Here is a 25,876-nt window from a genome sequence, read left to right as displayed (position 1 = left end):
CCTCGAGGGGGAGATGGCCGGCAGGCCAGAGGGGGTCGCCGCGCGTAAGGCGCTGACGTCCTCTGTCCGCGATAGGAAGTCGCGTCAGGACGTACCGACCCCCTCTGTCGCCTTCGGCGACATCTCCCCCTCGAGGGGGGAGATTACGCGCCCAAAAACTCGTTCGTAAAATACCCCCCGAAATCCGGCTTCTCCTTCAGAACCTTGCCATCGCCATCGAGCAATATGCCGGCCCTGAAGAGGTAGGTTCCGATCGCCTCGATCTTGGCCCTGGCGATGGTGCCGATGACGCCGTCCTGGCTGCGCAAGAAGTGTCCGTCGACCAGCATTTTCAGCGAAGCGTGGATCAGCGCCGGGTCGGTCAGCGCATCCTTGTTGGAAGCGATCAGCAGATCGCCGGCTTCCTGCGGGTGATCGCAGGCAAATTGGTAGCCGCGCCGCGTTGCCTCGACGAAGGCCGATGCGGCCTTCGGGTTTGCCTGGAGATATGCATTGCTGGAGGCGATCAAGGTGGTGTGCTCGTCGGGCACGCCGTAGTCGGCGTAGCGGAAGCCGCGCTGCCTGACGCCTTTCAACTCGGCAGCGACGCCTTCCCAGGTCGAGACCTCCAGCGTGAAGTCGACCGAGCCGTTGGCCAGCGCCTCATAGGCCGAGGTGCCTAATGTCACCGTCTCGAAAACGCCCTTGCCGCCATCGTGGCGGATGATGGTCGAGATCAGCGTGTTTTCCCAGGCGCTGCCGAAGCCGCCATAGGTCAGACCGTCGAGATTCCTGGGACTCTTGATCTCGCCGCGATCCGCGTTGAAGACCAACCGGCCGGTCTCCTGCTGGACCACGGCGTAGACCGCCTTGAGATCGGCGCCGGCAGCCCGCTGGGTGAACAGGCCGACGCCGGCAATGCCGAAATCGGCGATGCGGTTGGCGACCAGCGTGCCGGCGCCAGTATCGCCATAGGGCAGGATCTCAACATCGAGCCCGGCCTCGTGGTAGAACCCTTTGTCGCGGGCAACGAACAGGCCGACATGGTTGGTGTTGACCGTCCAGTCGAGCGCGACGGTGATTTTTTGCGTAGCCGCATGAGCGCGAGAGGCAAGCGGCAGTCCGGCAGCCAGCGTCAGCAGCAAAGCCTGCCGGCGTGTGAATTCGGTCATGAAAAACTCCTTTGAGCGGTCTGCGGGAACGAGGGCCGGTCAGTCCCGGGATTGAGCAGCGTGTCGAGGATGTCGGCTTCGAGCGCGGCGGCCTGGCGCGCGGCATCGCTGCCGGTGGTGCGCGGGCGCGGCAGCGGCACGGCAATCTCGCCGATGATGCGGGCCGGCCGCGCCGACATCAGATAGATGCGATCGGAGAGGTAGACGGCTTCGCGCACGTCATGGGTGATCAGCAGCGCCGTCCAGCGTTGGCGCTGCCACATGCCTTCCAGCCAGCGCTGCATACCCGCGCGGGTCAGTGCATCCAGCGCGCCAAAGGGCTCGTCGAGCAGCAGCATGTCGCGCTGCTGCACCACGGTGCGCAAAAGGGCGGCGCGCTGGCGCATGCCGCCGGAAAGCTCGGCCGGCCAGGCGCGCTCGAAACCGGCAAGGCCGAACTCAGCGAACAACGGCGCGACGCGTTCGCGCGCCGCCTTGCGGCCAAGACCCTGCACTTCCAGCCCCAGCGTCACATTGTCGATGACGCGCCGCCACGGCATCAGCGCGTCGCGCTGCGGCATGAAGGCGAAGGGGCTGCCCTGCAATCGCGCGCCGTCGAAGCGCATGTCGCCCTCGCCTTTCAGCGCGCCGGTCAGCAACTGGAACAGCGTCGACTTGCCGGCGCCGGAAGGGCCGAGGATGGAGACGAACTCGCCGGCCGCGACATGAAGCGAAATGCCGGCGAGCACCTCAAGCGCGCCGAAGTTCTTCCTGATGTCCCGGAGTTCGAGCCGCGTCATTGACGGTTCTCTTCTGCAGCTTCAACCTTGCCGTCGCGGCTTTCGCTCCCTGCATTCTCCCAAGGCATGGCGAAGCGCTGGACGAGCACCGCAATGGCGAACAAGACAAGCGTGAGCGCGGCGCTGACGGCGACCGCGGCGAGCACCAGATCGGGCCGAAAGTTGTTCTTGGCATTGAGCATGTAGATGCCCAGCCCCTTCGCCGCCCCCGCATATTCGGCGAAGATCGCGCCGACGACGGCGTAGGTGATGGAGATGCGCAGCCCGGCGAAGAAATAGGGCAGCGCCGAAGGCAGGCGCGCCAGCCAGAAGATGCGCCAGCGCCCTGCCCCCATGGTGGCGAGCATCTGCGAAATCGCCTTGCTGGTCGCGGCAAAACCCTCGACCAGCGCCACCATCATCGGGAAGAAGGTAACGAGCGCCACAAGCAAGATTTTTGGCATCAGCCCGAAGCCGAACCACAGTACGATGAGCGGCGCAATCGCGACCAGCGGCAAGGTCTGGCTGACAATCAGCAGCGGAAACAGCGCGCGGCGCAGCGGGGCCAAGAAATCGACCAGCGCCGAAAGCACGAAGGCAGCGACCAACGAGCAGGCGAAGCCGGCTGATGTGGCGCGGATGGTGGGCAGCGTGTTGTCGGCAAGGGCAGCGCGATGCTCCCAGGCCTGCTGCAGCACGCGCGACGGCGCCGGCAGCATGGTGGGCGCAGCGCCACCATAGCGGGCGTAGAGCTCCCACGCCGCGAGGAGCAGGGCGGAGGCGCAGGCGGCGGGGATGGTCTTGGCGATGGCTGCGGCTAATCTCCCCCCTCGAGGGGGAGATGTCGCCGAAGGCGACAGAGGGGGTCGTCTCGCATAGAGCGCCCACGCCTTGCCGATGCGAAAAGGACGTCGGCGCTCCACGCGCTGGGACCCCCTCTGGCCTGCCGGCCATCTCCTGCTCGAGGGGGGAGATTCGTGGGCATCGCGGTCTTCGCCAATCGCCAATGGCTCCCCTCCTCTCTGTGCTGAGGGGTCAGAGGCATCTCCTCCACGCAATGGGTCAGATAAACCAGCCACGGCAATATCCTCAAGGAACGACGCTTGAGCCGCGGCTCAGACGGCGCTCGGGCTGTTCGCCGAGATCGTGATGTCGAGGGTGACGTGGCCGGCGCCGGGGCCGAAGCGGCAGAAGGCCTCGTTGAGCGTGGCAAACACCGCACCGGCATCGCCACGCAATTTGGTGCAGAAGTTCTTTGAGCGCTCAAAGACGCCGGACTGTTTCAGGAAATCGATGCAGCCGTAGATCTCGTCCATATGGTCGCCCGTGCCCATAACGTAGAGCGAGAACTGCGCCGCCACCGGCTGACCGGTCGACGGCGTGGCCTGGACAGCGCGGATCGCGGCGATCTTGCGCTCGTCCAGCGGAATGGCGGGGCCGCCGGTCTCGTCGGAGCGGCAGATCGGATCGTCGGGCTCGCCCGGACAGCCGCGCGAGACCGCCGCCGAAAGCACGCAGTGCTTGCCGCTTTTGGCCGCCGCGACGAACAGGTCGCGCATGGCGGGAAACAGCACCTCGGGCGGCCCGACCATAAGGGTCGAGATGTCATCGGTTTCGATCCGCAGCCGGTCGCGCCAGGGATCGAGCGCGCCGAGCGCGCCGAGGATGACGCCGACGAAATCGTCGGTCATGGGATAAAGGGAAATCTGTGCGCCTGAAAACATCGCCCGCCTCGCTCCGCTGGTATTATCCAGATCAGCTTTAGGGTCCGAAGGCTTGCCGCCCTCATCTCAGCCCCGACGATACGGAGCACCCCTGTGGATGGGCGGGTTAAAGCACCGTTCGCGGCATTGGGGAAGCCGTTTGTTGAGGCACTGCGGGAAAGTGTTTTGGGCCAGACGTGCCGGGCGCCCGGGCGTTAACAGACGACTCGTCAGTTCGTTGCGTTATAACGTTTCCACGAACTTCTTATAACTGCGTTGAAATTCAAGCTGATAAACGTAATTATAAGAAAACGGCAGAGACTCCGCGCAGCCCTTACGGTTTCTGGATTTCCTTATCCGCGACCCCATCCGGACTGTGCTCCTGCATCGCTCGGGCTTGCCTGTGCTGGTCCCCTCGCCCCAGCGCTACGCCATCCACAAGCTGATCGTCGCCTCGCGACGCGGGCCGAGCGCTGGCGCCAAGCGGGAGAAGGATCTCCATCAAGCGCGCCTGCTGACCCAAGCGCTCGAAGCCACGCGTCGCCAGGACGACCTTGCCTTCGCCTTCATGGAAGCGTGGGACAAGGGCGAAAACTGGCGCGAGACGATCCGGGGCGGCTTGAACCTGTTCGACGCCGCCACGAGGGAAAACAGTCACACCATCCTGGGGAAATCCCTCCGCGAAATTGGTGCGACTCCTGAGGGATTCACGATGCGGGATTAGCTGAAGCGACCGCTGCTATATTCATTTCCATCGTCCCAACCGTACGAAATTGGCTTGACGCTTATTCGTACATAAAGTGCGATATCTCTTTTCGCAGAGAGGAATGTCCTTGAGCACAGCGAACCATGTTGCCTTCGCCGATCTCTCTCGGCCTTTGCTGTCACCCCCGTCGTTGCCGCCGCCTTTGTTGCCGCCGCCTTTATTGCCGCCCCCTTTGTTGCCCTTGTCATTCGATCAGTGCCAACGCCTCGCCGGGGCCTGGCGAATGGCCAGCCAGGACATCGCCGACGACATCCGCTTCATCCGCCAATATCTGAAAGTCGTTGCCGAGAAGGACGAGAGGCTGTCGACCGGCACCCTTGTTCACAGCCGCGCCTATGTAGAGGCCTGCGCCGGCTGGCTGCCACAGACCGTGACGCGCTATCTGCGCCACCTGCGCCAGATCACCGAATGCGAACTGGCCATGACAGCTGCCGGCATTCGCTTTGCGCTGTCGAGTTATGCCTGGGAGGCATGAGGGCGCCTGTCGCCAAACACAAGGAATTGCGCTGCCCGTCGCAGGCGCAATTCGTCAGGTTGAGAGGCTCGGGCGCGCCTGAACGGCGGGCGCCAAGGATGGCCCGGCCAGCGAATTCCGGCCTTGCTTTATTTCGACTGGTCTTATTTCGACTTGGCCTTATTTCGATTTGGCTTTGCCGGACTTTGCGGCGGCAGGCTTCGCTGCCTTTGGCTTGGCGGCTGCCTTGGCGGGCTTGGCGTCAGCTTTCTTCGCCGCCTTTTTTGGCTTGGCGACCGCGCCATCGACTTCAGCCGTGGCCTGCTCCCAGTGTTCCTGATGCGCGCCTTCAGGCCGGCCGGCCTTTTCCCAGATCTCGTGCGCGCGCTGGCGAATGCGGTCCTGTTTGACGTCCGTCACTTAAGCCTCCGTGGTTGGGTCCGGTCGGTTGGTCCAGATTCCACGAAAACATTAGCCGAAAATTCGGCCGGCGTCTTGAGTGACGAGACATCTCAGCGCGGGTCGGAAATCACCGCAACGCCGAGCAGCGCCGCTTTCTTGACGATCAGCCCGGCGAGGTCGGCATCCGAACGATCGGTGCCGGTGCGCTCCCGCAGGAGCGCGATCGCTTCCTTCATCGATAACAGCGCCGTGTTGCGCTCGGCCAGCAACTTGTCGCAACACGCCGCAACATTGGCGGAGTTCGGGGTCTCGACATGCGGCAACATGGCAATTCTCCTTTCATCATGTTCGTCATTCGGCCCTGCCGCCCTTTTGGGAAGAACGACAGGGCCGTATCACCGATGAATGGTTAGGTTGTCGAGCGTTACTCGACCACCTCGACAATCCTGCGCGTGCTGGGGTCGACCAACACGGTATGGTTGTCGACGACGGCGTATCTGTACTGAACGTCGGGAACCTCCTGCAGCTCGACAGTGTCAGGCAAGGCAGTGCCGACATTCAATTCGACGCCGAGCAGATTGACCGAGGCAAGCGGATGTTTCTTTACGTATTGGTGCACGACCGTGCGCTGTTCCGGGGTGATGATCACCTGCTGCTGTGCCGGCTGCGTGACGATGACCTCGTCGGCGGCGGCAATGCCGATACCAGCGATCATGGCGAGCCCGGCGACGGCGGGAATAAGGATGGTTTTCATCTTCGTCTCCTGTCGTTGTTGGCGAGCTCCGCCGTGTTCCCGCATGAGGCGAAAACAGCGCAGATCGAGGTGGCGGGCTCCTGGAGGCAAACGCAGCCGGTACGGTCTTGTTCCGCAAGCGGAGACTAAATTGATCGGCTTCCGGTCATGCCAGCAGAACCCGCACCCGCAAGATTCGCATTGAAGCACAATCCCTCAGGAGACCTTCGACATGGACGATGCACGGCTCCAATTCCGGTGGCGATCGCGGCCGGCGCCGGCATTGATCCGGTGACCGCGTCGCGCCCGGCCAAGACCGGAACCGACCGCCTTCGTGCCACGCCGTGAAGTTTCAAGCAAAGGTCATTGCTTCGGCGGCTGCGCAGGCACCTCGCCAGGCTTGATCACCGGCGTCTTGCCCTGATCCGGCGGCGGCTGCGTCATACCCTGGTCACCACTGGGCGGCGGCTGCAGCACGCCGCCGCAGGGACCGAGCGTGCTGGTCGATTCGCCGCCGCCATTGGCGACCGGCGGCTTCTGACCATCGTCCTGAGGCTGCGCTTGGCAAGGCGCGGCAGGGCCGTTCTGGTCGCTATTGTCCTGCGCGGCCGCCGGGTCGACCAGCGCCAAGAGCAGCACGCATGGGATGAGGGGGAAAGTCTTCATGGTCCAGCTCCTCTGGATTCATCTCCTTGGCAAAGCAGACTAGTCCTTGGCAAAGCAGACTGGCGGCAATTGGTTCCACGGAGATGGAGTGGTTGCCGGAACCTGGCAGCCGGAAGTGAGTTCCACCTTCTCGACGCTAAGCCGCCCAGAGGAGGCAATCATGGAAGAACGAAACAGAAAACCCAATGACGAGGTCGAGGCGCCACCGAGCAAAAACGATGCCCGCGACAGGATCGCCAATGACGACGTGGAAGCGCCGACGCCGGGTCGGCAGGATTGGGATGCGCTGCGTGGCGCAACGGTCCTGCCCGACGGAGCAGATGAGGAAAGCCTGCCGGACACCACCGGTGTCGAGAAGGAAGGCGAACTGCCCGAGGAGGATGACGACAACCCCTACCAGGACAGTGACGATGCCTTGCCCGACGACGCCGAGGAAGCCGCCATTGGTCACGACCTGGCGAGGCGCGGCGGCCCGTTCGACGACGTGTAAGGCAGCGACCGCGGACTTTCGAGAAGTTTCCCGGGACGTCCACGCCGTCACCAGTTGGACCAAGGATGAGCTGAAGGCGATGCCGGAGCATCGCGATTGATATTTCGAAGGATCCGGCTGCCGGATCCTTCGTTTAAGGCGCCTTGGCGATTTTGGCTTAGCCCTTGTGGTCAAGGGCTGGACGGCGACGCAATCTCAGCACGTTCGACAGCCGCGAGGCAGCCGAGAAGCACGAACGCGAAGTCCGATATTTCAAGCGCCGTGGAGGCCGCTCGCCTGAAAGCTTCAAAGTGCGCAAGAGATCCCCGGCGCGGGCGGTGCGGGCACGCTCGCATGCAGCGCTGCGAATCGGGCCATCGACCGCCGGCACTTGAGTGCCGACGGGCTCTGGCCTTCAGTTCGACCCGGGATCGCCGAGCGCCTCGGTGACGAAGGACGCCGCGATCAGGTCGTCGGCGTCGAGGCGTAGGGAGCCTTCGACACCCCCCATGATGGCCGCGACCTTCTGGAAGGTCTGCATCTCGTGTTCAGTAACGCTGGCGTCTCGCATCCTGGCTTTCAGATCGGCGATGCGTCGGCCCAGTGAGGCCGACGTTCCGATTTCTCTGTTCGACATGGTGGCCTGCTCCTCCCCCAACCCATGCTGTGGACGTACTCAAGTCTGCCTATATATAAGGCAGCGCGAATACAGTCGCCGCAACGCGCGATATCTGGGAAGGTTCCGGCGCCAAATAGTCACGAAATAATACGTGGTGGGACTCGGGTATGTTAAGCGCCGGCGCGGCGATAGACACCGCAGCCAGCGGCTGCGGCCATCGGCCTGGCCAACCCGCGTGGCGGGTCGCGAACGCGGGTCGGACTTGATCGCTGCGCGAACAGTCAGCGAGAAGCCGGCACCACGCCGGACACCGAGCGCGCCGTTTCGGGCGAAAACACCACGAAAGCAAAAACCAGAACGGCAGCGGCGACGATGAGCGAGCCGCCGGCGACGATCGGTTCAAGCGCCGGGTTTCCCTGCAGCATCACATACAGCGCCGGCAGCATGATCACCAGGCCGAGTGTGTAGAGCCCGTAGTGGATCATGGCGATGCGACGCGCCGCCTTTTGCGGATTGAGCGCGTAGTAGCCGCCGAAGATGGCGCTCGTCACCCAACCGAGCAGATTGATATGCGCGTGCGCCGGAAAAGCGGCGTGGTCGCCCGAGATCGCCATCTGCAGGCCGGCCGCAATCCCCAACATCAGGAACAAGATGGCAGTTTTGAAAAAGAGTTCTGAAACCCTCGGCATGTCATTTCTCCCCCTATGCGGTCTGCGACCGCTTGCGACCTGGAGAATACACCCACGCGCAGAACTTTTCCACGCCCCGGTTATGGGGCCATGCCTGCACAGCTTTTTGCACGCTGTTCGACTTTTCTGGCTGCCACAACCCGGCGCCGCCGCGCTACGGCGTCAGCAAGATGTCGGCGCCCGCTCGCTCGTCGAACACCACCGCGCAGCCGCGCCCCAGCGCCACTGCCGACAGCGCGTTGGCCACCGTCTCGTCCGGCGATACGAAATCACCGGTCAGCACTCGCAACTCCTCCACCGCCCTGGCCATTGACACGCAGTGCCCGGCAACGCGATCGCTCGTGCAGGCGTCAACGACGCTGACGAGGTCGATCATCTCGAACTGGCCCATACCGGCCTCCACAAAAACAGCGTCCCGTCGCGGATAGGAACGCTGAGGCGAGAGACAATGTTCCGCAGGTCCGATGCCCAGGCGGAGCACTCGACGGCCCGACCTGGAACGGACCGGCCGGCGGCAACCGCTTCGCTTGACAATAGGCCCTGTTTGTTCTCTATTTGTTCGGAAAAACGCCTCTCACAACAGACGCGGCTAATGCTGCAACGCCGCAAAGGGAACGGTCGGGATGGAACCCACCATCCTGCATGCGGATCTCGACGCCTTCTACGCCTCGGTCGAGCAGCTGCTCGACCCGGCGCTCAGGGGCAAGCCGATCGCCGTCGGCGGCGGCGTCGTGCTTGCCGCCTCCTACGAAGCCAGGGTTTTCGGCGTGCGCGGCGGCATGCCCGGACGACGCGCGCGCGAGCTTTGCCCCGGACTGATTTTCGTCGGCGGCCATTTCGCCGACTATCAGCGGCTGGGCGACGCCGCCATCAAGGTGCTCGACGATTTCACGCCGCTGGTCGAGCGGATTTCCATCGATGAAGCCTTTGCCGATGTCGCCGGCTGCACGCATCTGTTCGGGCCGCCGGCCGAGATCGCCGCCACGGTGCGTCGGCGCGTCCGGGCAGAGCTCGGCCTGCCGATCTCGATCGGCGTGGCGCGCACCAAGCATCTGGCCAAGATCGCCTCGCAGGTGGCCAAGCCCGACGGCCTGGTGGTGGTCGATCCGGACACCGAACTTGCCTTCCTGCATGATCTGCCGGTCGGGCTGATGTGGGGCGTCGGCCCGGCGACCAGAGCGCGGCTGGCCGAGATCGGCATCGAGACCATCGGCCAGTTGGCAAAGACGCATAGCGGGGCGCTGCGAAGGTTACTCGGGCCCGCCGCCGGCGAAAAGCTGGCGTCGCTGGCATGGAACCGCGACCCGCGAAAGCTCGAAACCCACAGGCGGTCGCATTCCGCCGGCGCGCAGTCGGCGCTTGGCGGACGGCCGGCCGAGGCGCGTATCTTCGGACCCGTGCTGCTGCATCTGGCAGACCGGGTCGCAAGCCGGCTCAGGGCGAAATCACGGCCCGGGCGCACGGTGACGGTGCGCGTGCGTTTCGCCGATCTGCACGCTGTCACACGCTCGCTGACGCTCGATCAGCCGATTTCGGCAACCGCGATGCTGGCCGAAATCGCCGGGGAGCTGGTGCGCGGCGTGCTGGCCGCCAACCCTCGGGAGAAGACCATCTCGCTGCTGGCGATCTCGGTGTCGCAGCTGGAAGAAAGTGCCGAGCTGCAGCTGGAGCTGCCGCTCGGGCTTGCCGATGAAAAGCAGCGGCCCGGCAGCAGGCAAGGCCTGGCGCGCTTTGGCGCCGACCGCGCCATCGACAAGATCCGCCAGCGCTTTGGCAGAGAGGCTGTCGGCTATGGCGCCGTGGCGCTGGAAGCCCGGCGCTCGGTTCCCGACGCCTTCCGCGAACTGGCGGAGAAGGAACTGTGAGTGCGGCGCGACGGCAAGGCCAATGTTTAGGCTGGACCCCTCCGCGCTGCATTGCCGCTCTGTTTGAGCAGGCCGACCAACCAGGCCAGACCCGCCGCAGTTTCGGACATTTTTCGCACCGCAACCCGGCCACGCCATGCACGCCCAAGAACAACGCTTTGTCGATGAAGGTGGACTTGCAGTTAGCGCATCGGCGCCAAGAAAAACCGGGATGGGACAGCGAGGCCGCGAAGGTTGACAGTGCCGATCCGTCTGGCATTATCGCGTAAGCTTGGAGGATTCACTATGAAGAAAACCTATTCGAAGCCTGTTCTGGTCAAAAAAGGCAAGCTTTCGCAGGTTACGGCGCTCGCCAATGGAGCGGGTTCCGGCCCGATCGAGTGAGGTCGTTGAGTCCGACTGTCGCCTGATCTGGCGGCCCGCCTGACACTGGAGATGCGGCATGAAGAAGACCTATTCGAAGCCGGTGCTGGTCAAGAAGGGCAAGCTCTCGCAGGTTACAGCCGACAATGGTAACGGCTCCGGGCCGGTCACCATCTAACAGCCGATCATCCGGACGCCTCGTGCCGTCTGGCCGGGAACAGGGCTTTGGGTGCCCGACGTGGAGAGTGGAAATGAAGAAAACCTATCTGAAACCGGTGCTGGTCAAAAAAGGCAAGCTCTCGCAGGTCACCGCGAACGGTGCTTCCAATCCGCGATAAACCCTTTCACCCCGATTGATCGCGACACGCTTCAGCGCACAACCACCAGATCGTCGAGCACGAGCTGCCAATAGTGGCTCGTTGAAAAACGCACGCGCGTCACCGCCGCCAGCATCGGCGCATAGTGGACGGGCGCCAGTGCCGACAGGACGATCGTGTCGCTGGCGATCAGCCGGTCGCCAAGCCAGCTCTCGACCAGTGCGGTTTCGCCTTCGGACTTCAACCATGCCGCTGTCAGCATCACGGAATGGAACCCGAACGGTTTGTCGCTCGACAATTCGGCCGGGTGTCCGCTGCTCGTATAGCAGACATGGTCTCCCGAGATATTGCCGTTGACGTAGCCTTCGCTGCCTTCGGTATGATCGCGCGCCAGTGCGTTCAGGTTGAACCAGGTCAACCCGGCATAACCGGACGGCACCTTGCGCAGGCCGCGCGTCGTGACATCGTCGAAACCGATGGCCTGCAAGGACGCGGCGCTGTCGACAGCCGCGTTCTCGGGCGACAGCAGGCCGAGTTCGGTCGGGTAGGCCGACAAGGCCAGTCGTCGTTCCATGCCACCGCCGGTGATTTCGATCGCGTCGGCGTCATCGGGCAGATCGAGGCGGAAGCCATCGCTGAGCGGATGCACCGCCACCTCTTGCCCTTTCGCCACCACCGAGATGCTCGCCGAGACACCGTCCGCTACGCGGCCGCTGAGCCGGCGTATCGCAAACAGGCCGACCGGCTGCAGCATTGATTCCGAGACCAGCCCGGTGGGCGAGCCCGGCAGCGGCCGGAGGTGCTGCGACTGGACCTCGTTGGCGCTGCTCGAGCGCCAGCCGGGCGGCACAGACACGCTGAAGCGGTAGCTGCCCGGCACATGGATGGGCGCGGCGCGACGTTTCGTCGACGCCAGGAAATTGGCAAAGCCGCCGCGATTGCTCCGCGCCGCGGCGACGAAGCGGCCGTCGCCATCATGCAGTCTGACCATGATGCCGGCCATCGGGCGGTCGCCGAGCCCGTAGCGGCCGTCGCGATCGGCATCGAAATAGACAAAGGACGAATGATTGAGCTTGCCGTGGTTGCCCGACCAGTCGCGGCGCACGGCGTAGTCGTTGGCCGGATCTTCACGAAGCCGGGCTCTGCGACGAGACCGCGCCAGCCGCCAGGCGAGAGCCGCAACGACAGCGGCGAACCCGACAAGGAGTATTGCCTTGATCACGGACGGCTCAAGCAATGCTGTCGGCCCTGCTCATCTGGATCTCCTGCGCATACATCGATCCATATATCGATGCTGCGGGCGCTTGAGCAACCGGACACGGGATCGGCGGACCACGGCATCGGCGTCACATACCCATTTCAGGCAACTATTCCGGCGACGGCACCGGCGGCTTGGTGGTCAGCGCGGCGCCGAAGGCGGCGACGACGACTGCGGCAATGCCCGCGCATTGCAACGGGCTCAGGATCTCGTGCAGGAACAGGAAGCCGGCCAGCGCGCCCAGCGCCGGCTCCAGACAGGTCAGCGTGCCGTAGAGCCTGGCCGGCATCCGGGTCAGCGCCACCATCTCCAGCCAGAACGGCAAGGCGCTGGAGAACAGCCCGACCAGCAGCGCGCTGACCAGGATCGCGGGTGCGATCAGGCCGGTACCCGCCTCGGCGAGGCCGAACGGCAGGGCGAGAGCAGCGGCAATGACCAGCCCGTAAGCCGTGGTCTGGCTGCCAAGCTCGGCGCCCGCCTTTTGCGCAAAGACGATGTAGAGCGCCCAGCAGCCGCCGGCGGCCAGCGCCAGCATCACGCCGATCGGGTCGAGTGCACTGCCGGAGTGGATGAAGGGCGACAACAGCAATATGCCGGCAACGGCCAGCACCACCCAGACGAAGTCGGTGGCGCGCCGCGACGACAGCGTCGCCACGAGCAGCGGGCCGGAGAATTCGAGCGCCACCGCGACGCCGAGCGGAATTCTGGCGAGCGCTGCATAAAACAAAAGGTTCAGCGCCGCGAGGTTGACGCCGTAGGCGATGAGCCATGGCAGCACGGCGCGCGACGGCCGCACCCGCCACGGCCTCAGCACCGCCGCCAGCATCAGCGCCCCCACGACCAGCCGCAGCGCCGTGGTGCCGTTGGCGCCAATCAGTGGAAACAGGCCCTTGGCGAAGGTGGCGCCGATCTGGATCGACACCATGGCGCCAAGCAACGCGCCGATCGGCAAGCCCTTCGCTTCAGCTGCGGCAATCGGCGTCGACGTCAATTCCAGTCCCTCCGCGCGCGACCAGCCGGCCGTAGCGCAGGCCGGAGATAGGGATAAAGGGCCCGGCTGTCGTGTGGCACGAGCGGGCTGTTGATAGGGCAAGGGTGGGAGGCGAACGCCGACGCATTTCCTCTCCCCCGTCGATCGGGGGAGAGGAAAAGAAGCTAGCTCGCCAGCCCATACACCAGGCTCACACGTCCATCCGAAAGCGCCTCGGCCTTGCGCAGTTCCAGTCCGTGCCGGGCGTGCACCGTGCCGAACAGCGCCTTGCCGTCGCCGGCGAGCAGCGGATAGACGATGAGCCGCATTTCATCCACTAGCCCCGCCTCGATCAGGCTGGCGGTGATGCGGGCGCCGCCCATGAGATAGATGTTCTTGCCGGGCTCGCGCTTCAGCGCCGCGACGTCGTCGAGGCTGCGCAGGAAGCGCGTCGAGGCCCAGGCGGCCGAAGTCATGGTGTTCGACAGCACATAGTGCGGGGTTTTCGCGGCAAAGCGCGCCCATTCGAGTTCGGCCGGGTCGACCAGTCTGCCGGTCATCGGCAATGGCTGGTCCGGCTCGTTCTGTTGGATCGCGCTCCAGTAGCGCTCATAACCGGCATACATGACGCCGCCGAGCAGGCAGGCGTCGATCTCAGGCATCAGGCCGTATTCCTCCGACCAGTTGTCGACCCAGTCGGCGAAGCCTTCGGGGCCTTCCATCTTGCCGTCGATGGAGATCTTCATTCCGGTGATCAATTTACGCATGACTTCCTCCTTCGGCTTGCGGGATGCAAGCACGTTGCCTGGTTTCACTTCCGATGACGCGCCGCGGTGTCTGGCGAAGGCGCGTGTTTCGCCGGCCCTTGCGCCGGCATCCGGCGCAAGGGATCGATGGTGCCCGGTTAGACCAGGCGATGCGTCAGGTCAGGTCAGGCCGGCAGGCGCCGGTCGTAGTCCGCCACGAGACGGCTAAAGCTGTCCCAGAACGGTTCGGGTTTCTCGGCCGCCACGCGGGCAACCATGAGGTCGAGATGCACGTGCCAGCCTGCGGCATGCATCATCAGGCTCGAGCGGTCCGGCAGGCGGCGGTGGACCAGGGTGAGCAGAACGTCGTCGCCGCGCTGCGCCAATTCGAAGGTGACATTGCCGCTGCCGTTCCAGGTGATGGTGAGCTTGCGCGGCGGATCGCACTCGACGATCTGGTTGTGCATCCGCTGCTCGCCGCCACTGAAGCTGGCCGGCCTGTCGCCGGGCGGGTCGGTCAGTTCGTCATTGCGCCAGACCAGATCGAAGGAAGAGCCTTCCTCCATCTGCATGTCGCCGGCCGCCAGCCATTGGCGGCGCAGATCGCTCTGCGTCAGATATTCCCAGACGCGCTCCCTGGTGCCGGGCAAAAGCCGTTCGATCCTCAATGTGGCCGGCTGGATCAGCTGGGCGTAGCCGTCGAAGCTGTTCATCTGGTTCATCGGTCGTCTCCCTTGGAAGGTGTTGGCCTGGGTGATTCCGGCTTCGATGGTTCTGGATTTGCCGGTGCCGGCGTTGACGGCGTTGTCGACGTTTTGCGCCCCGCCTCCTCGCGCAAAAGCTGTTCGAGGACATCGAGGCGGCTGTTCCAGAAACGCGCGTATTGGCCGAGCCACTGATAGGCGGTGGCCAGCGGGCGGGCCTCGAGGCGGCAGACATGGGTGCGCCCGCGCACTTCGCGCCGGATCAGCCCGGCATGCTCCAGCGCCTTGATGTGCTTGGAGGCGGCGGCCAGCGACATGGCAAAGGGTTGAGCCAGCTCGCTCACCGTACGCTCGCCGCCGGCGAGGTGGTTAAGCATGTTCCGGCGCGTGGCGTCGCCGAGGGCGTGAAAAACCTGGTCCATCTGGGGCGCCTCTAATTCAACCATGTAGTTGAATATAGAGGCGAGATTTTAGATAGTCAACTAGTTGGTTGAATGTTTTTTGGGGAGAGGCGCTGGCCCCCTACCTCCCCCTTGTGGGGAGGTCGGACCGTAGGTCCGGGCGGGGGTACTAGCGCTGACCGTGGGGGATGTGGATTTCCTCTTCCCTCACGAAAGTCTGGGAGAGGAACCCAAGATGGCGGAGGTCCGCGCAGACCCCCACCCCGATCCGCTTTGCGGATCGACCCTCCCCACAAGGGGGAGGGTAAAGTGCCCTCACCCCGCCATCGCCAGCGGCACCGCGCTCTTGTTGGGGATCTGGATGTCGATCTCCAGCGTCGACATGGTCTCGCCGCGGTCCATCGAAACTTGCAGATAATCCTGGTCGATCTGCACATGCTTGGCGATCACCGCCATGATCTCCTCGCGCAGGATGGAGACGAGATCGGGCTGGCTGCGGTTGCGGCGCTCATAGGCGAGAAGCACTTGCAGCCGTTCGCGCGCCACCGGCGCGCTGGTGCGCCGCTTGAAGATGTCGAGCAGGTTCATGCCGCCCTCCTTCCCAAAAGACGATCGAGGAAGCCCTTGCGTTCGAAGGGCACGATGACCGGCAGCTGTTCGCCCTCGAGCCGCTTGGCCGCGTCGATGTAAGCCTTGGCGGCGGCATTGAGCGGCTCCGACAGCGTCACCGGCGAACCGAGGTTGGAGGCGCGCAGCACATCCTGGCTCTCGGGGATAATGCCGAGCAGCGGCACCGACAGGATCTCCAGCACATCGTCGATCGACAGCATTTCGCCCCGCGCGGCGCGTCCCGCATCATAGCGCGTGACCAGCACATGCTTGGCGATCTGCTCGCCCTCCTCGGCCCGCAAGGTGCGGGAATCGAGCAGGCCGATGATGCGGTCGGAATCGCGCACCGACGACACTTCCGGATTGGTGACGATGACCGCCTCGTCGGCAAAGCGCATGGCGAGCTGCGCGCCGCGCTCGATGCCGGCCGGGCTGTCGCAGAAGACGTAGTCGAACACCGAGCGCAGCTTGCCGATGACCTCGGCCACGCCCTCCTCGGTCAGCGCATCCTTGTCGCGCGTCTGCGAGGCCGGCAGCAGGAACAGCGTCTCCACCCGCTTGTCGCGGATCAGCGCCTGCGACAGCTTTGCCGAGCCCTGGATGACGTTGACGAGGTCGAACACCACGCGGCGTTCGGCGCCCATGATCAAATCGAGGTTGCGCAGGCCGACATCGAAATCGACCAGCGCCACCTTCTTGCCGGTCTTGGCGACCGCCGCCCCCAGAGCCGCGGTAGAGGTCGTCTTGCCGACGCCCCCCTTGCCCGAGGTGACCACCACTACCTTGCCCATCAATAAAGCCTCCGTTGTTGTTCGTTATGTCGTTGTCGGGCGAGACGCACTAGCTGAAAGGGGCGATGCGCAGCATGCCGTTGTCGAGAAATGCCTGCACAGGCTTGCCCCGGACTGACGGGTCCATCTCCTCGGCCGTGCAATACCAGCCATCCACCGAGAGAAGTTCGGCTTCGTTCCTGCGGCAGAAGACACGCGCCGCCGTGTTGCCTTGAGCGCCTGCCGAAGCGCGGCCGCGCAGCGTGCCATAGACGTGGATCGAGCCGGTGGCGACGATCTCGGAGCCGGAGGCGACGGAGCCCAGCACGATGACGTCGCCATGCGGATGGAAGATCAGCTGGCCCGAACGGATCGGCGAGCGGATCATCAACGTGCCGGCGTCCGGGGCCTTGGTGTCTCGAGGCTGCGTCTTGGCATCGCTCGCCGGTTTCAGATCGCCCGTCTTCAAATCGCCCGCCTTCAAATCGCCGGCCTCTGTCTTGATGTCACCGGCCGCCTTCGTATCGCCTGCCGGCGTGGCGTCCTCCGCCCTGCCCGCCTTGCGGCTCGGCTGCAGCAGCCCGTCGGTGGTCGCCTCCTTGGCGCCGACCAGCACCGGCGGCAGGTGCGCGCCAAGCTCAGTGCCGCCGTCGAGCTCGATGGCATAGATGCGAATGCCGCGCTGGCCGAGTAGATCGACCAGCGCTTCGATGGCCACGACATCGGGCTTGAGCACGTTCAGGTCGAGCACCACCGGGCGCCCGGCAAAATAGCCCGGCGAGTTGCCGACCCAGCGATCCAGGCTCTCCAGCCAAACATCCAAAGGCGCCTCCGGCGTCAGCGTGAAGGCGACGAAGGAGCGGGCGCGAAAGCGAATTGATTTGGCCTCAACGGGGGCGGCAAAGGTCACGGCGGGCGATTCCTTACTGAGAGGTAAACGCTAGCGGTGGTATGGTTAATGAAAGGTTAATGAGGGCGTATTCACGAGTTTCGGAAGCGCCTTTCCTGACACCCCGTGCCAGGCATCCTGCCGCCCTTGCAAAGACGCTAATCGATGCGGCCCATTCCCCGGCCGCCAGCAAGGCAAGCTGCAATCGCAACGCGACAAGTTTCGGTGCAGATTATTGAAAATAATCATGTATTACCGAGCGCCGAATACTTGCGCACCGCCATACGCCGCGTAATGTCGGCGTGGGATGGGTTTAATGAGGGGGAATAATGAAACGCAGTGTTTGGCACTATCGCTGCTGGCTGGCCTTGCAGGGTGCGCCACGCCGCCCGACAAGATAGCGGGCGTTCCGAATTCCGGCCCCTGCACCCCGGCCGACAGACAGCGCCTTGCCGTCATATCGAACCAGCAGAACAAGTCGGCAACCGGCGATGCGCTCGGCGTTTTCCTGATCGGCGTGCCGCTTGCGTCCATGTCGGGAGGTGACCACGAGGCCGAGATCGCCATTCTTAAGGGGCGGTGTGGGGCACCGAAGACCTAACATGAAGATAAATGTCGAAAAGGTACTTTTTGATGCGCAAGATAATTGATCTTGCCCTGAACAAGTACGCTACCATTCCCGCTACTTTACGAGAGAGCCCCGGCGCAAACGTGCCCAAAAGCTCTGTTGAGGTCGACCCTGCGCGACTTTTTCACCACCATTACCTCGATACACGAGGGTATGCGCCTCCAAATCCAGATCCAGCACAGTTTGAACACCTAAGTCTTCTGGCTCCCACTTCGGAGCTTCGCTGCTTGGGTGATGGTTTCGGGATTGGCACAGCATTTCGTCGCAGCACATCAAACCAAATGGGCCAAGCGCTTTGCCGCTGGCTTCTACACGATCATCTCAAGATCACCCATTTCGCGCACATGGACGCGGTTCTCAACCGTGCGCCTCAGTCAGGATTTGGCGGACACCGTGTTGAGCGAGCCGAGAAAGGTGATGCGCCGGACTACTTGTGTGCCGCGAACCCATCCACAGTATTCCTGGCAGAGGCGAAAGGGAGAACGTCACCGGTCAGCTTCGGCAGTACAGAATTCAAAAAATGGCGAAAGCAATTTGATCGCGTGGTAGTCAAAGATGGGTCCGGTACGCCTTGCTCGGTAAAAGGGCACATCGTCGCCACGCGCTTCGCGACTCAGGCGGATTCGGCACGAGTGAAGTCCAAGCTACTCGCCGAAGACCCAGCTTCGCCAGGAAATCGACCGCTACGGGAAGCCCCCGACCTTGGTTCGGCGGTGATTGCTATCCACTATTCCGATATAGCCGCGAAAATCAGACAACCGATCCTATCGAGCTCCTTGGCAACGGGCATTGTAGTACCTGGTGAAATCCAGTTCCCTGCTATTGTATGGGAGTTTGTGGCACCGCCGCTGCAAGGCAAGCGGTTCGTCGGCGGCTATTTCCCCGGTCGTGACGGAGCAACCCTACATACGCTGAGAAACGGTCAGACCGCGTTTCTGAATGCCGATCCTCTACGCCTGGACGTGGCTCCTGGGACATTCTTTGGCGTAGAGGAGACCATCTTCAAGGGACTATGTCAGATGGCACGGATAGGTGACGAGCTTGCATCCCAGCTAGAAATGCTCCCTGATATTCCGTTCTTTGACAGCGGCGCCAGTATCCTGCGGGATGGGTCGATCATTGCACCGGTCCACTATTTTAAGCCTCTTGACCTCGAAATCTACTGATCGTCGCGTAGATGAAAACTAGAATGACACTTGTCAATCAGGGCCTCTATCCTGAGACTCTGCCCCCTTGTTTTGCCTCTTATGATGCCTCCCGCGCATTCCGGGGTATAATTGGTGACTTGGACGCCGCGACATTTCAGACGCGCTCTAGTCAGTACATTAGGTACAATGGCACTAAACATGACGGAAATCGGCGATTCTTTGGATCGCCCAACATCGTCTCGTATTTCTACGTCTCCACGTTCATTCACAAACATTGGACCGATTTCGAAAATCGCTTCAAAGCCTCGCCGTACTCCTTAAGTGCCCCAAGTGTCATGCCTGAAGGAGGCGAGCGTGCAATCAAGGTAGCTTCGCTCTCAGAGCTATCTGAAAAAGCATCAAAGAAGCTTAGCTATGCGCCCGTCATTTTGAAGACGGATATTTCTCAGTACTTTCCAAGCATTTATACCCATTCAATCTCGTGGTCGATGCATGGTCGCGAGAAGGCGAAGGCCGACCCTGACCGACGGTCCAAAGACGTTTATTTTAACCTGCTGGACTTCCACACAATGAATTGCCAGTCCGCCCAAACACGCGGGGTATTGATCGGCCCGGATGCATTCCGGCTAATTGCGGAGTTTATCTCTTCAGGTATCGACATCGAGCTGCAGAAAGCCGTTGGCGAACTTATCGTCGGCGCAGTCCGGCATGTTGACGATTACTACATCGGATTAAGGTCCGAAACTGACGGCCTAGTGGTGCTTTCTAAATTGCGAGAAATACTTGCTCAATACGAATTACAGCTGAACGATACCAAAACGCGAATTTACGGCAGCCTTGAACCTATTAACGACCTGTGGGCCCAACAGATTAGAAAGAATCTGTCGGAGCTTCGTTCATGGGATCTCCGGGTCGAGCAGATGGAATTTGCGCTTGACAGCTCATTCGACCTCGCCCGACGCATCGCCTCTGATAGCCCCGTCAAAATGGTGTTACGCTCCCTAGATCAATTAAAGATATACAGCAGTGAAAGTTGGGGATTTGTTGAGAGTTATCTTCAGCGAATTTTACACTATCATCCCCATGCGATCGATTATGTTTGCCTTATAGTTGTAAAACGAAACTCAATTGACGAGGGGATAGATTTTACCGGGTGGGGGAAAGTCGCCAATTACCTAATTGAAAAGCACATACCCTTCAACAATCATCATGAAATAATTTGGTTGATGTGGATGATGCTTTGCTGCGAACTTGACTTCAGTGATCGTCTCGTGATGGCGCTTGAAAAGGTCGACAATGCGCACGTTCAAGCCCTTTTAGTGCAAGCTTTCCTTGATGGAAGGGTAGACACCCGTCCCAAGATTCAATTCACCAAGAGACTGCCATCTACAAATGATAAGTGGCTCCTCAATCTTGTCGCTCGATCGGGAGGCTTCACGAAGGCAAGTTTCGGCGGCGACATGGCGGCAGAATTTGAGCATCTCGCGTCGCGAAAGATTCGGTTGGTTGACATCGACGGATACGTGAAATTCTTGGCCAAGGCGCAAACAAAAGCAATTAGCCGCACTCGGTACGGCTATGATGACGAGGAGCAAGACGGCGACGTTTTTGGATGGCCTGAAGACGACGAAGAATAGGAGAAAGCGCGGTACATGACGCTTCGAGACGGCTACGAAAGATCGCCGATAGCGTGGCCTACGACATGGAGCTAAAGGCGGGAATATGACGGATTTTCCTCCCTCAGTGTTTCTAAATCATGATTTCGCCCGCCGCTTCCCCTTAAGCCCCCGCGCAGCCTGCTCAACTGCGGCGCGATCCGTGCCCAGCCTGTCGATCAGCTCCTGTGCCTCGTCGCCCGATATGCCGGTGCGCACGGCCAGTTCCTCGACGGTCAGGACGTCGGTGCTGGCGATCTCGCGCGGCAGGGCGTCGTCGGCCGTCAGCGGCAGCGCCGACTCGCGGTCGATTTCGGCCTCGGCCCGGTACCAGTGATGCTCGGGGTCGCCAACGCCTTCGCGCTCCCAGATCTGGTAAGCGCGCCGCTGGATCTTCTGATGCCGGTCGTCTTCCATGGTGGTTCCTCCCCTGGGCTTTGAGGACGATCCGAGCGATCCCAGAAATCGCGCGGTCGCAATCGTTCGCGGCGCTCGCGCGGGCTCGCAGCCCGCTACTCGCATTGCCGTCTCTGCCCGCCGGAGTATGGCTGGTAGCTGTTGTCTTCCGGACGGTACGAGCGATAGCGGCTGAAGCAGGAGGCGACATGGTCCGCGCCGCCGGCGGTCGCGTAGGCGCCCTCGCCCTCGACATAGCTTGCCTCTCGCGGCGCGGCGCGGTCGGCGGCGAGATAGGGCGAGACGCAGGTGCGCTGCTGTCCGCTATAGGACATGTAGCTGTTGTCGTCGGGATCGTAGGAGCGGTAGCGGTTGGCGCACCAGGCGAGATGCGGCGGCGGCAGTTCGGTCGGCGCGATGGCGCCGGTGACGGTGGGATCAGGCTGCTGCTTAGACTGGGCCGGCTCCTTGGCGGCGATGTCGGCAGGCGCGGACTGCTCGGGCGGCAAACGTTCGAAGTCCTGCGCCGTCTTGTCCACCGGCCGCGCTTTCCGGGTCCACAGTTCCGCCACGCTGACGGTGGGCCTTGCCTCCCGCACAGGCTTGGCGGCAAGCAGCCAGGCTGCGAAAACCAGCCCGCTGCCGAACACCGCAAGGGTCAGCACGAAGCCGCCGACCAGTCCCAAAATCGCTTTCACTCGACACTCCTTGTGTCCCTGCCAATAAAATGCGGGACATCACGGCTTGTTCCAGAAAAGCAGGCGCGAGGGACCTAAGTCTGACCTACCGACAACCGCCAGCTCGCCGAGAACCGGGTGCGGCGCGATTTTTTTCGACGGTGAAAAATCAAGGGAGCGGTCGAGCAGCCATTGGGCCACGTCGCAGCCGCTATTCCGCCGCCTCGGCATAGTGCTGAGGGACATAGTTGAGGATCGGGCCGAGCCAGCCCTCGACATCGGCCAGCGGCATGGCTTTGCGGCGGGCATAGTCCTCGACCTGGTCGCGCTCGACTTTGGCGACGCCGAAATAATAGCTTTCGGGATGGGCGAGATAGATGCCGGAGACCGAGGAGCCCGGCCACATCGCATAGCTCTCGGTCAGGCTGACGCCGACATTGCGCTCGCCGTCGAGCAGCCGGAACAAGGTCGCCTTCTCGGTATGATCGGGCTGCGCGGGATAGCCGGGCGCCGGGCGGATGCCGCGATAGGGCTCGCCGACCAGTTCGTCGGGCGCCAGCGTCTCGTCTGATGCATAGCCCCAGAATTCCTTGCGCACCTTCTCGTGCATGCGCTCGGCGAACGCTTCGGCGAAACGATCGGCCAGCGCCTTGACCATGATCGAGGAATAATCGTCATTGGCGCGCTCGAAGCGCTCTGATATCGCCACCTCCTCGATCCCCGCGGTGACGATGAAGCCGCCGATATAGTCCGGCTTGCCGCTGTCGGCCGGCGCGACGAAATCCGACAGCGCGACATTGGCCTTGCCGTCGCGCTTGGTCAGTTGCTGGCGCAGCGTGAAGAAGGTTGCCAGTTCCTGCGAGCGTGCCTCATCCGTGAACAGCCTGATGTCATCGCCAACCGCATTGGCCGGCCAGAAGCCGATGACGCCGCGCGGCGCGAACCATTTTTCGGCGATGATTTTCTCCAGCATCGCCTGCGCATCCTCGAACAGCTGGCGCGCGGCGGGTCCCTGCTTCTCGTCCTCAAGGATCTTGGGATAACGCCCCTTCAGCTCCCAGGTCTGGAAGAACGGCGTCCAGTCGATGTAGCGCGAGAGCTCAGTCAGGTCCCAGTTCTCGAACACTTTCACGCCGGTGAAGGACGGCTTCGGCGGTTCATAGGCGGACCAGTCCACCCTGTGCGCATTGGCCCTGGCCTTTGCCAGCGGCAGCCGCTGCTTGTCGGCCTCGGAGCGGGCATGCGCGTCGGCGACCTTTTTGTACTCGGCCCGCACTGTGTCGACGTAGCCGCCCTTGGTCTCGTTCGACAGCAAGGACGAGACGACGCCGACCGCCCGGCTGGCGTCATTGACATAGACCGTCTGTCCCCTGGAGTAGCGGGGATGGATCTTCACCGCCGTGTGCACGCGGCTGGTTGTCGCGCCGCCGATCAGCAGCGGAATGTCAAACCCTTCGCGCTCCATCTCGGCGGCCATGTGCACCATCTCGTCCAGCGATGGGGTGATCAGGCCGGACAGGCCGATGACGTCGACATTTTGCTCGCGAGCCGTCTGCAGGATCTTCGCCGCCGGCACCATGACGCCGAGATCGATGATCTCGTAATTGTTGCAGGCCAGAACGACGCCGACGATGTTCTTGCCGATGTCGTGGACATCGCCCTTCACAGTCGCCATCAGGATTTTGCCGGCCGTCTGGCGCTCGCCATTGTCGATGCCATTGGCGGCATTCGCCAGTTTTTCCGCCTCCATGTGCGGCAGCAATCCGGCCACCGCCTGCTTCATCACGCGCGCCGACTTCACCACTTGCGGCAGAAACATCTTTCCAGCGCCGAACAGATCGCCGACGACATTCATGCCGGCCATCAGCGGGCCTTCGATGACATGCAGAGGCCGCTCGGCCGCAAGCCGCGCCTCTTCGGTGTCGGCGTCGATGAATTCGGTGATGCCGTTGACCAGCGCATGCGAAATCCGCCGCTCGACCGTCCAGTCGCGCCAGGCGAGATCGCGCTCCCTGGCTTCCTTGCCGGCGGTGCCCTTGAAGCGCTCGGCGATCTCCAGCATGCGTTCGGTGGCGGTGCCGCCGGCCCTGGGCGCGCGGTTGAGCACGACGTCCTCGCAAGCCTCGCGCAGTCCCGGTTCGATCGTGTCGTAGACGGCAAGCTGGCCGGCATTGACGATGCCCATATCCATGCCGCGCTGGATAGCATGGTAGAGGAACACCGCGTGCATCGCCTCGCGCACGGGCTCGTTGCCGCGGAAGGAGAAGGACAGGTTCGAGACGCCGCCCGAGATATGCACATGCGGCAGCGTGGCGGTGATCTCGCCGGTGGCCTCGATGAAGTCGACGCCGTAATTGTCGTGCTCCTCGATGCCGGTGGCGACCGCGAAGACATTGGGGTCGAAGACGATGTCTTCGGGCGGGAAACCGGCCTGTTCGGTGAGCAGCTTGTAGGCGCGGGTGCAGATCTCGACCTTGCGCGCCTTGGTGTCGGCCTGACCGGCCTCGTCGAAGGCCATGACGACCACCGCCGCGCCGTAGGCGCGCACCAGCTTCGCATGATGCAGAAAGGCTTCCTCGCCTTCCTTCATCGAGATGGAGTTGACCAGTGGCTTGCCCTGCACGCATTTCAGCCCGGCCTCGATGATCTCCCATTTCGAGGAGTCGACCATCACCGGAACACGGGCGATATCAGGTTCGGCGGCGATCAGGTTGAGATACTCGACCATCGCCTTCTTCGAATCGATCAGGCCTTCATCCATGTTGATGTCGATGATCTGGGCGCCATTGGCGACCTGGTCGCGCGCCACGTCGAGCGCGGGGACATAATCGCCCGCCGTGATCAGTTTTCGGAACCTGGCCGAGCCGGTGACATTGGTGCGCTCGCCGACATTAACGAAGGGAATCTCGTCAGTCAGCGTGAACGGCTCCAGCCCGGACAGGCGCATCTTGCGCTCGATCTCGGGGATGGCGCGTGGCGGATATTTCTTGACAGCCTCGGCGATGGCGCGGATGTGGTCCGGCGTCGAGCCACAGCAGCCGCCGACGACATTGACCAGCCCTTCCCTGGCAAAATCCTCGATCTGCGCGGCCATGAAGTCCGGGCTCTCGTCATAGCGGCCGAATTCATTGGGCAGGCCGGCATTCGGATAGGCGCAGACGAAGGTGTCGGCGACGCCTGAAATTTCGGCCAGATGCGCGCGCATCGCATTGGCGCCGAGTGCGCAGTTGAGGCCGATGGTGAAGGGGCTGGCATGGCGCACCGAATGCCAGAAGGCGGTCGGCGTCTGGCCCGACAGCGTGCGGCCGGAGAGATCGGTGATGGTGCCCGAAATCATCACCGGCAGGCGCACGCCCTTTTCGAGGAAAATCTCGTTGCAGGCAAAGATCGCCGCCTTGGCGTTCAGCGTATCGAAGATGGTCTCGATGAGAATGATGTCGGCGCCACCGTCGACCAGGCCGCGCAACTGCTCGCCATAAGCCAGGCGCAATTCATCGAAGGTCACCGCGCGGTAGCCGGGATTGTTGACGTCGGGCGACATCGAGGCGGTGCGGTTGGTCGGCCCGAGCGCGCCGGCGACGAAGCGCCGCTTGCCGTCCTCCTGCTGTGCCCTCGCCGCTGCCCGACGCACCAGCCGCGCGCCGTCGCGGTTCAGCGCGTAGACGGCATCCTCCATGCCGTAATCCGCCTGGGCGATCGAGGTCGAGGAGAAGGTGTTGGTCTCGAGGATATCGGCGCCAGCGATGGCGTATTGATAATGGATCTCCTCGATCGCCTTCGGCTGCGTCAGGATCAAGAGGTCGTTGTTGCCCTGCTGGTGGCAGGCGCAGCCGGCGAATGCCTCGCCGCGAAAATGCTCCTCGTCGAAACCGAGACCCTGAATCTGCGTGCCCATGGCGCCGTCGAGAATGAGAATGCGCTCGCGCGCCGCTGCCGTGAGCGCCGCAAGCACTTCGGACCCATCGGGTCTGGCCGCGACGGGGCCGAACAATGCGTCCAGCGATGCAGAATTCTGCGACATTTTTTATCCTTGAGGCGACAACCATCACATAAGGATATCTTTATGTCAA

General features: G+C 62.8%; 30 protein-coding genes, 1 pseudogene and 1 riboswitch. Of the genes and pseudogenes, 9 read left to right on the top strand and 22 right to left on the bottom strand.

What is annotated here, in order from left to right:
- Window positions 1-143 precede the first annotated feature (143 nt).
- The 4 genes from ACYG9V_RS13845 to ACYG9V_RS13830 all read right to left on the bottom strand — a co-directional run bounded on the left by ACYG9V_RS13845 (window position 144) and on the right by ACYG9V_RS13830 (window position 3,633).
- Window positions 144-1,151, bottom strand: coding sequence for an ABC transporter substrate-binding protein (locus tag ACYG9V_RS13845; RefSeq protein WP_352764379.1), 1,008 nt, complete (start codon window positions 1,149-1,151; stop codon window positions 144-146).
- Window positions 1,148-1,930, bottom strand: coding sequence for an ABC transporter ATP-binding protein (locus tag ACYG9V_RS13840; protein WP_352764376.1), 783 nt, complete (start codon window positions 1,928-1,930; stop codon window positions 1,148-1,150). The genes ACYG9V_RS13845 and ACYG9V_RS13840 overlap by 4 nt, the downstream gene beginning before the upstream one ends.
- Window positions 1,927-2,769, bottom strand: a complete 843-nt coding sequence (locus tag ACYG9V_RS13835; RefSeq protein ID WP_023689011.1) for an ABC transporter permease — start codon at window positions 2,767-2,769, stop codon at window positions 1,927-1,929. The genes ACYG9V_RS13840 and ACYG9V_RS13835 overlap by 4 nt, the downstream gene beginning before the upstream one ends.
- 255 nt (window positions 2,770-3,024) lie before the next feature.
- Complete coding sequence (locus tag ACYG9V_RS13830) at window positions 3,025-3,633, bottom strand: YkoF family thiamine/hydroxymethylpyrimidine-binding protein (protein ID WP_023670364.1); 609 nt, start codon at window positions 3,631-3,633, stop codon at window positions 3,025-3,027.
- Window positions 3,624-3,736, bottom strand: a riboswitch (TPP riboswitch). It overlaps the preceding gene by 10 nt.
- Window positions 3,737-3,946: 210 nt before the next feature.
- Between ACYG9V_RS13830 and ACYG9V_RS13825 the strand changes: the two are divergent.
- Both ACYG9V_RS13825 and ACYG9V_RS13820 read left to right on the top strand, forming a co-directional pair.
- Window positions 3,947-4,336: pseudogene (locus ACYG9V_RS13825) on the top strand (GSU2403 family nucleotidyltransferase fold protein); the annotation flags it as partial.
- A gap of 265 nt (window positions 4,337-4,601) precedes the next feature.
- On the top strand, window positions 4,602-4,853 hold the full coding sequence (locus tag ACYG9V_RS13820; protein WP_023684826.1) for a hypothetical protein: 252 nt from the start codon (window positions 4,602-4,604) through the stop codon (window positions 4,851-4,853).
- Between the two features lie 159 nt (window positions 4,854-5,012).
- Here the strand turns inward: ACYG9V_RS13820 and ACYG9V_RS13815 are convergent, their stop codons facing one another.
- The 4 genes from ACYG9V_RS13815 to ACYG9V_RS13800 form a co-directional block, all read right to left on the bottom strand.
- Window positions 5,013-5,252, bottom strand: a complete 240-nt coding sequence (locus tag ACYG9V_RS13815; RefSeq protein WP_352764373.1) for a DUF2934 domain-containing protein — start codon at window positions 5,250-5,252, stop codon at window positions 5,013-5,015.
- A gap of 92 nt (window positions 5,253-5,344) precedes the next feature.
- Window positions 5,345-5,560 (bottom strand): hypothetical protein, encoded by a 216-nt coding sequence (locus tag ACYG9V_RS13810; RefSeq protein WP_023670360.1) that lies wholly within the window; start codon window positions 5,558-5,560, stop codon window positions 5,345-5,347.
- Between the two features lie 98 nt (window positions 5,561-5,658).
- Entirely contained in the window at window positions 5,659-5,988 is a 330-nt protein-coding gene (locus ACYG9V_RS13805; protein ID WP_023670359.1) for a DUF1236 domain-containing protein, read from the bottom strand.
- Between the two features lie 342 nt (window positions 5,989-6,330).
- Window positions 6,331-6,633 carry a hypothetical protein gene (locus tag ACYG9V_RS13800; protein WP_023814876.1) on the bottom strand — a complete coding sequence of 101 codons (303 nt, stop codon included), beginning with the start codon at window positions 6,631-6,633 and terminating at the stop codon, window positions 6,331-6,333.
- A 160-nt stretch (window positions 6,634-6,793) separates the two neighbouring features.
- Here ACYG9V_RS13800 and ACYG9V_RS13795 point away from each other — a divergent pair, with 160 nt between their 5' ends.
- Window positions 6,794-7,123 carry a hypothetical protein gene (locus ACYG9V_RS13795; RefSeq protein ID WP_352595867.1) on the top strand — a complete coding sequence of 110 codons (330 nt, stop codon included), beginning with the start codon at window positions 6,794-6,796 and terminating at the stop codon, window positions 7,121-7,123.
- Window positions 7,124-7,517: 394 nt separating this feature from the next.
- On the opposite strand, the gene ACYG9V_RS13790 is transcribed toward ACYG9V_RS13795, so the two are convergent.
- The 3 genes from ACYG9V_RS13790 to ACYG9V_RS13780 form a co-directional block, all read right to left on the bottom strand.
- Window positions 7,518-7,739 (bottom strand): hypothetical protein, encoded by a 222-nt coding sequence (locus ACYG9V_RS13790; RefSeq protein WP_023670355.1) that lies wholly within the window; start codon window positions 7,737-7,739, stop codon window positions 7,518-7,520.
- A gap of 263 nt (window positions 7,740-8,002) precedes the next feature.
- Window positions 8,003-8,410 (bottom strand): heme-copper oxidase family protein, encoded by a 408-nt coding sequence (locus tag ACYG9V_RS13785; protein ID WP_023684822.1) that lies wholly within the window; start codon window positions 8,408-8,410, stop codon window positions 8,003-8,005.
- 154 nt (window positions 8,411-8,564) lie between these two features.
- Window positions 8,565-8,801: a hypothetical protein gene (locus ACYG9V_RS13780; protein ID WP_023689015.1), complete on the bottom strand. Its 237-nt coding sequence runs from the start codon at window positions 8,799-8,801 to the stop codon at window positions 8,565-8,567.
- A gap of 232 nt (window positions 8,802-9,033) precedes the next feature.
- Here ACYG9V_RS13780 and dinB point away from each other — a divergent pair, with 232 nt between their 5' ends.
- The 3 genes from dinB to ACYG9V_RS13765 all read left to right on the top strand — a co-directional run bounded on the left by dinB (window position 9,034) and on the right by ACYG9V_RS13765 (window position 10,816).
- A complete protein-coding gene (gene dinB / locus ACYG9V_RS13775) occupies window positions 9,034-10,275 on the top strand; it encodes a DNA polymerase IV (RefSeq protein WP_286456567.1) in 1,242 nt (413 codons plus the stop codon).
- A gap of 285 nt (window positions 10,276-10,560) precedes the next feature.
- Window positions 10,561-10,659 (top strand): hypothetical protein, encoded by a 99-nt coding sequence (locus tag ACYG9V_RS13770; protein ID WP_023670351.1) that lies wholly within the window; start codon window positions 10,561-10,563, stop codon window positions 10,657-10,659.
- A gap of 58 nt (window positions 10,660-10,717) precedes the next feature.
- A complete protein-coding gene (locus tag ACYG9V_RS13765; protein WP_023670350.1) occupies window positions 10,718-10,816 on the top strand; it encodes a hypothetical protein in 99 nt (32 codons plus the stop codon).
- Window positions 10,817-11,007: 191 nt separating this feature from the next.
- On the opposite strand, the gene ACYG9V_RS13760 is transcribed toward ACYG9V_RS13765, so the two are convergent.
- The 8 genes from ACYG9V_RS13760 to minC all read right to left on the bottom strand — a co-directional run bounded on the left by ACYG9V_RS13760 (window position 11,008) and on the right by minC (window position 17,323).
- Window positions 11,008-12,177: a hypothetical protein gene (locus ACYG9V_RS13760; protein WP_023805609.1), complete on the bottom strand. Its 1,170-nt coding sequence runs from the start codon at window positions 12,175-12,177 to the stop codon at window positions 11,008-11,010.
- Between the two features lie 145 nt (window positions 12,178-12,322).
- Window positions 12,323-13,204 (bottom strand): EamA family transporter, encoded by an 882-nt coding sequence (locus ACYG9V_RS13755; RefSeq protein WP_023805610.1) that lies wholly within the window; start codon window positions 13,202-13,204, stop codon window positions 12,323-12,325.
- Window positions 13,205-13,368: 164 nt separating this feature from the next.
- Entirely contained in the window at window positions 13,369-13,950 is a 582-nt protein-coding gene (locus ACYG9V_RS13750) for a dihydrofolate reductase family protein (RefSeq protein ID WP_023807780.1), read from the bottom strand.
- Window positions 13,951-14,114: 164 nt separating this feature from the next.
- Window positions 14,115-14,651 (bottom strand): SRPBCC family protein, encoded by a 537-nt coding sequence (locus tag ACYG9V_RS13745; RefSeq protein ID WP_023805612.1) that lies wholly within the window; start codon window positions 14,649-14,651, stop codon window positions 14,115-14,117.
- Window positions 14,648-15,079 (bottom strand): ArsR/SmtB family transcription factor, encoded by a 432-nt coding sequence (locus ACYG9V_RS13740; protein ID WP_023693878.1) that lies wholly within the window; start codon window positions 15,077-15,079, stop codon window positions 14,648-14,650. Before ACYG9V_RS13740 ends, ACYG9V_RS13745 begins: the two co-directional genes overlap by 4 nt.
- Window positions 15,080-15,349: 270 nt before the next feature.
- Window positions 15,350-15,622, bottom strand: coding sequence for a cell division topological specificity factor MinE (gene minE / locus ACYG9V_RS13735; protein WP_023684809.1), 273 nt, complete (start codon window positions 15,620-15,622; stop codon window positions 15,350-15,352).
- Entirely contained in the window at window positions 15,619-16,434 is an 816-nt protein-coding gene (gene minD, locus ACYG9V_RS13730; protein ID WP_023670342.1) for a septum site-determining protein MinD, read from the bottom strand. The genes minE and minD overlap by 4 nt, the downstream gene beginning before the upstream one ends.
- A gap of 49 nt (window positions 16,435-16,483) precedes the next feature.
- On the bottom strand, window positions 16,484-17,323 hold the full coding sequence (gene minC / locus ACYG9V_RS13725) for a septum site-determining protein MinC (protein WP_352560241.1): 840 nt from the start codon (window positions 17,321-17,323) through the stop codon (window positions 16,484-16,486).
- A 322-nt stretch (window positions 17,324-17,645) separates the two neighbouring features.
- Here minC and ACYG9V_RS13720 point away from each other — a divergent pair, with 322 nt between their 5' ends.
- From ACYG9V_RS13720 to ACYG9V_RS13710, 3 genes are read left to right on the top strand one after another with little or no spacing between them, the layout of a single operon-like run.
- Complete coding sequence (locus tag ACYG9V_RS13720; RefSeq protein ID WP_352764367.1) at window positions 17,646-17,903, top strand: hypothetical protein; 258 nt, start codon at window positions 17,646-17,648, stop codon at window positions 17,901-17,903.
- Window positions 17,904-17,935: 32 nt separating this feature from the next.
- Window positions 17,936-19,096, top strand: a complete 1,161-nt coding sequence (locus ACYG9V_RS13715; protein ID WP_352764365.1) for a hypothetical protein — start codon at window positions 17,936-17,938, stop codon at window positions 19,094-19,096.
- A 23-nt stretch (window positions 19,097-19,119) separates the two neighbouring features.
- A complete protein-coding gene (locus ACYG9V_RS13710; protein ID WP_460221957.1) occupies window positions 19,120-20,715 on the top strand; it encodes an RNA-directed DNA polymerase in 1,596 nt (531 codons plus the stop codon).
- A 117-nt stretch (window positions 20,716-20,832) separates the two neighbouring features.
- On the opposite strand, the gene ACYG9V_RS13705 is transcribed toward ACYG9V_RS13710, so the two are convergent.
- From ACYG9V_RS13705 to metH, 3 genes are all read right to left on the bottom strand, one after another.
- Entirely contained in the window at window positions 20,833-21,150 is a 318-nt protein-coding gene (locus tag ACYG9V_RS13705) for a DUF2934 domain-containing protein (RefSeq protein ID WP_352764359.1), read from the bottom strand.
- Between the two features lie 95 nt (window positions 21,151-21,245).
- Window positions 21,246-21,827 (bottom strand): BA14K family protein, encoded by a 582-nt coding sequence (locus ACYG9V_RS13700; RefSeq protein WP_352764356.1) that lies wholly within the window; start codon window positions 21,825-21,827, stop codon window positions 21,246-21,248.
- Window positions 21,828-22,017: 190 nt separating this feature from the next.
- Entirely contained in the window at window positions 22,018-25,827 is a 3,810-nt protein-coding gene (metH, locus tag ACYG9V_RS13695; RefSeq protein ID WP_352764353.1) for a methionine synthase, read from the bottom strand.
- Between the last annotated feature and the right edge of the window lie 49 nt (window positions 25,828-25,876).

It is taken from the genome of Mesorhizobium sp. W016, from assembly GCF_054719485.1.
This window is presented reverse-complemented; position numbering and strand designations above follow the sequence as displayed.